The organism is Rothia sp. HMSC072E10 (assembly GCF_001813965.1).
Lineage (GTDB): Bacteria > Actinomycetota > Actinomycetes > Actinomycetales > Micrococcaceae > Rothia > Rothia mucilaginosa_A.
Window position 1 is genome coordinate 747,639 of record NZ_KV814491.1, and the last position, 5,141, is coordinate 752,779.

The window sequence follows — 5,141 nt, forward strand, 5'->3', positions numbered from 1 at the left end:
CAGGTTTCCCTTGCAACAAGAAAATACTATACGCGCTTTCCATCCCACCCGCAACCCAATGAAGCATGAACTACATCACATATACTGTTGGGGGGCATGGGACTCTCGTTAGACAGAAATCCGGCGCCCCGCCCCTCCCCCACACGGGAGGAGAGGCGCGACGCCGGATTCTCAGAAAGCTATAGCTTGGCTACCGCTTAGCGAGCGACCGAACCCTCGGTGTAGTCGTCGTCAACGGAGTTCCATGCGAAGAGCTTACGCAGCTTGCGGCCGGTAGCCTCGATGGGGTGTGCCTCGCCCTTGGCGCGCAGTTCCTTGAACTCGGGTGCGCCGGCTGCCTGGTCGTCCATGAAGCGCTTTGCGAAGCTGCCGTTCTGGATGTCTGCCAGGACAGCCTTCATGTTCTCCTTGACCTCGGGGGAGATCACGCGGGGGCCGGAGACGTAGTCGCCGTACTCTGCGGTGTCGGAGATGGACCAGCGCTGCTTGGCGATGCCGCCCTCAATCATCAGGTCGACGATGAGCTTCATCTCGTGCAGAACCTCGAAGTAAGCGATCTCGGGCTGGTAACCAGCCTCGGTCAGAACCTCGAAGCCGTACTGAACCAGCTGAGAGGTGGAGCCGCAGAGAACTGCCTGCTCACCGAACAGGTCGGACTCGGTCTCTTCGGTGAAGGTGGTCTTGATGACGCCTGCACGGGTTGCACCCAGTGCCTTAGCGTAGGACAGGGCCAGTGCGAGTGCCTCGCCGGATGCGTCCTTCTCGACTGCAACCAGGGCGGGAACGCCGCGGCCAGCCTCGAACTCGCGGCGCACGATGTGGCCGGGGCCCTTGGGGGCAACCATGGCAACGTCGACGCCCTCGGGAACGGTGATGTAGCCGAAGCGGATGTTGAAGCCGTGTGCGAAGAACAGTGCGTCACCGGGCTTCAGGTTCGGCTCGATGCTCTCTGCGTAGACCTTTGCCTGGACCTGGTCCGGGGTCAGGATCATGATGACGTCAGCTTCTGCTGCTGCCTCTGCGACGGTTGCAACGCGGAGGCCCTCTGCCTCAGCCTTGGCGCGGGACTTGGAGCCCTCGGGCAGGCCAACAATGACCTTCACGCCGGAATCGCGCAGGTTCAGTGCGTGTGCGTGACCCTGAGAGCCGTAACCGATAACTGCTACGGTGCGGCCCTGAATCACAGAGAGGTCTGCGTCGTCGTTGTAGAAAATGGTTGCTGCCATTTTTCTTCTCCTAAGTACTTTATGATATGCGGCCCAGGCCGGGCTCAACATTCACTATTTTACTTGAAAGCTGTTTAGTTTCGGGTTCTCGAGAGTACTTCTCAGCATCTGAAGCATCCGGAAGGTTCGCGAACCCTATAGAGCCGGGTACCGCATCGCCGCCGGTTTCCCGGCTGAAGCGATGCGATACCCGATCTGTTCCCCGCGTGTGCGGGGTTGTTCTATACTCGCGGTGCGGGTGTTAGATGCGCTCGCTCATGGCGCGGGGGCCACGGGAGAGGGCGATGGTACCGGCGCGAACAATCTCGCGAATACCGTAGGGCTCCAGGACATCCAGCAGAGCGTGAATCTTCTCTGCCGAACCGGTGGCCTCGATGACCACGGACTCGGGAGAGACGTCGATGACGGAGGCACGGAACAGGTCAGCTGCCTGAACAATCTGCAGACGTGCAACGGCGTCAGCCTTCACCTTGATGAGGATGTGGCCGCGCTGGGTCGAGGAGTCGGCGGGCAGCTCGACGACCTTGAGCACGTGCACGAGCTTGTTCAGCTGCTTGGTAATCTGCTCGATGGTGTGGGCGTCACCCTCGGTCACGACGGTGATGCGGGAGACACCGGGGTTCTCGGTCGGGCCGACGGCCAGCGAGAGGATGTTGAACAGTCGACGGGAGAAGAGGCCGGAGACTCGGGTGAGAACGCCCGGCTTATCCTCTACCAGAACGGACAGAGTGTGATGAGACATTACTTCTCTTCCTCACGATCGAACTCGGGCGAAGTGTTCTTCGCAATCCAAATCTTGTCATTAGAAACGCCTGCCGGGACCATAGGCCAGACCAGAGCGTGGGGGCTGACGGTGAAGTCAATGACCACGGGGCGGTCATTGATCTCCAGGGCAGCCTTAATGGTGGCGTCCACGTCTTCGTCGCGCTCGCAACGGAAGGTGGCGCAACCGTAGGCCTCACCGAGCTTCACGAAGTCGGGGATGCGTGCGGTGCCGTGGCCGTCCTTCAGGTCGGTGTTGGAGTAGCGCTCATCGTAGAAGAGAGTCTGCCACTGGCGCACCATGCCGAGGGAGGAGTTGTTGATGACGGCAACCTTGACGGGGATGCCGTTCTGGGCGCAGGTTGCCAGCTCCTGGTTGGTCATCTGGAAGCAGCCGTCACCGTCGATAATCCACACGGTGGAGTTGGGGTGTGCCACCTGGGTACCCATGCCGGCGGGAACGCCGTAACCCATGGTGCCGAGGCCTGCGGAGCTGATGAAGTGGCGGGGGCTTTCCTGGTTGAGGTAGTGTGCACCCCACATCTGGTGCTGGCCAACGCCGGTGACGTAGTAGGCGTCGGGGCCGGTCAGGGCGCCAATGCGCTCCAGCACGTACTCGGGCGAACCCAGGCCGTCGGAGGGCTTCTCATAGCCGAGCGGGTAATCCTTGCGGATCTCGTTCAGCTCGTTCCACCACTCGCCCAGGTTGGGCAGCTCCTGAGCGAACTCGGTGGAGAGCAGCTCGGTCAGCTCGGGCAGCACGTACTTCAGGTCGCCAACGATCGGGACGTCAGCGAAGCGAATCTTGGAGATCTCGGCGGGGTCAACGTCGATGTGAATGACCTTGGCCTCGGGGGCGAAGGTGTCGACCTGGCCGGTCACGCGGTCGTCGAAGCGGGCACCCAGGGTGATGAGCAGGTCGGACTTCTGCATGGCAGTCACTGCGGGAACGGTGCCGTGCATGCCGGGCATGCCGAGGTTCTGGGGGTCGGACTCGGGGAACGCGCCGATAGCGTTCAGGGTGGTGACGACGGGGGCGCCGATGAGCTTAGCCAGCTTGTGCAGCTCGTCGGATGCGCCAGCGCGCACCACGCCACCGCCGACGTAGAAGACGGGGCGCTTGGACTCGGTGATGAGCTTGGCGGCTTCGCGAATCTGCTTGGAGTGGCCGCGGGTTGCGGGGGTGTAGCCGCGCAGCTCGAGGTCCTCGGGGATGCCGCGGTATTCCATCATGCCAACCTGTGCGTCCTTGGTGACGTCCACGAGCACGGGGCCGGGGCGACCGGTGGAAGCGATGTGGAAGGCTGCGGCGAGCGCACGGGGGATGTCCTGTGCGTCGGTAATCATAAAGGAGTGCTTGGAGATGGGCATTGCCATGCCGACAATGTCAGCTTCCTGGAATGCGTCGGTACCGAGCAGCTTGGTGGAAACCTGACCGGTGATGGCGACCAGGGGGATGGAGTCCATGTTGGCGTCAGCGATTGCGGTCAGCAGGTTGGTGGCGCCGGGGCCAGAGGTTGCGATGCACACGCCGGTCTTGCCGCTGGAGACAGCGTAGCCCTGAGCTGCGTGGCCTGCAGCCTGCTCGTGACGGACCAGGATGTGACGAACCTTCTTGGAATCGTACAGGGGATCGTAGGTCGGCAGAATAGCTCCACCAGGCAGGCCGAAAACGTCAGTCACACCCAGGTCTTCGAGGGTGCGGACGATTGCCTGAGAACCGGTCATGCGTTCTGCGGGAGCGTTTGCCGCGTCATCAGAAGTGGAAAATCCCATGGTCATGGAAATGCCTCGTGTCTTTTGGTTCTTCGTTGTACTCAATGTTCTGCGTGGGATTTGTGTGGTCCTCACGCATCCTATGCCCGGTGGTACCAAGCTATAAAAAATGCCCCCCGCTGTTGGTGGTAGCGATAGGGGCGCTTAGTCGCAGTGAATAGACCCTGCCACGCGCCCTAGGCGACATCGACAAGGCGTAGAATTCGCTGGAACATTGCTGTCTTCACCCCTCTATAGTGCCCCTTTTCTGAGAGGTGAGTCAAGTCTCTGGAGGGGCGGCAACCGAGTTGTGAGCACATTAGCCCATGTCAGGCCTCATCTTTCATGATGTGGACACTCAGCACGCTGGTGCACTATCTTGCATGAACCTCACTCCAGCATCCGCAAAAGACGCATATTACCCGGTTAATGATGCGTAATATCGCCGTAAACCCGTGACCTGTCTCCCCTACCCCGGTAGACTGAAGCTATGACCGAACCGATTATCCCGGTCGCCGACGAGCTGACCGAAGCAAGTAAGTACGCAGAGGTTGTCGACCCCCTAAACTCTCTCGAGAATCCCGAGTTCCTTACCGCCGAGGAGCTCGTGCGCGTGATGCACCCCGTCTTTGATGAGCAGATCATTAACTACGGTGCGTACAACCTGGTGTACGCGACGGGCCGCGCCGTATACCGCAACCCCGATTTGGCGGTGCACCAGTCACCGGATCAGACGCACTTCATCATCGGCTACCAGGATTCTCCGGACGAGGTGATAATCGCGCCGATTAACATGCCGGGACTGACTCCCGCGGGTACGGCCACGACGATTGATAACACGAACGCCCTGCACGCCTATTCGGTGGGTGAGGACTCCGTGGTGATTGAATCGGTGAACGGTAGCGCGTTCGAGCTGGCCTTCGAGGATAATGCGGAGGTGGTGACCCGCTACGGCACGGGCCTGCTGGAGCAGGGTAAGGATGTGAAGGACTTCCGCGAGTTTGTGACGCGGATTTGGCCGGTCCTGTAATTGAGTTTTGCGTTTGCCCGCTGCTGTTGTGTGACGGTGGCGGGCTTTCGTGTGCCTGCACGCAAAACACCAGCCACCAGGTAGCAGGCTAAACCGCGACAGCCTCCCCCGCCACAGTTCGCTAGGCACGGGGCGCACACACTGAACCACCACGATTCCCCCACAGAACCCGGCGGGATTAGCTCGAGGTTCGGCACCCTCCTCGCTCCTACAGGGACACCCGCCCTCGCTCCGCTTCGGGCACCCTGATGTCGCTACGGAGGCCACCGAAACCTCCACGCACCCACCAGGTTGCGTATAGGCGTGCCCACCGGGAGCCCCTGGGTGCAGCTACGTTTTCCGGAAGCGCCCTCAGGGTGTCACACGGA

Annotated in this window: 4 protein-coding genes; 1 reads left to right on the top strand and 3 read right to left on the bottom strand. The window is 61.0% G+C overall.

Going from position 1 to position 5,141, the window contains the following annotated elements; translation table 11 throughout:
- Positions 1-197: 197 nt before the first annotated feature.
- The 3 genes from ilvC to HMPREF2944_RS08280 form a co-directional block, all read right to left on the bottom strand.
- Complete coding sequence (gene ilvC / locus HMPREF2944_RS08270) at positions 198-1,226, bottom strand: ketol-acid reductoisomerase (RefSeq protein WP_049343341.1); 1,029 nt, start codon at positions 1,224-1,226, stop codon at positions 198-200.
- 241 nt (positions 1,227-1,467) lie between these two features.
- A complete protein-coding gene (gene ilvN / locus HMPREF2944_RS08275) occupies positions 1,468-1,968 on the bottom strand; it encodes an acetolactate synthase small subunit (protein ID WP_070682325.1) in 501 nt (166 codons plus the stop codon).
- A complete protein-coding gene (locus tag HMPREF2944_RS08280; protein WP_070682328.1) occupies positions 1,968-3,770 on the bottom strand; it encodes an acetolactate synthase large subunit in 1,803 nt (600 codons plus the stop codon). The genes ilvN and HMPREF2944_RS08280 overlap by 1 nt, the downstream gene beginning before the upstream one ends.
- A gap of 463 nt (positions 3,771-4,233) precedes the next feature.
- On the opposite strand from HMPREF2944_RS08280, the gene HMPREF2944_RS08285 reads away from it, so the two are divergent.
- Positions 4,234-4,773 (top strand): hypothetical protein, encoded by a 540-nt coding sequence (locus HMPREF2944_RS08285; protein ID WP_049333230.1) that lies wholly within the window; start codon positions 4,234-4,236, stop codon positions 4,771-4,773.
- The last annotated feature ends 368 nt before the right edge of the window (positions 4,774-5,141 follow it).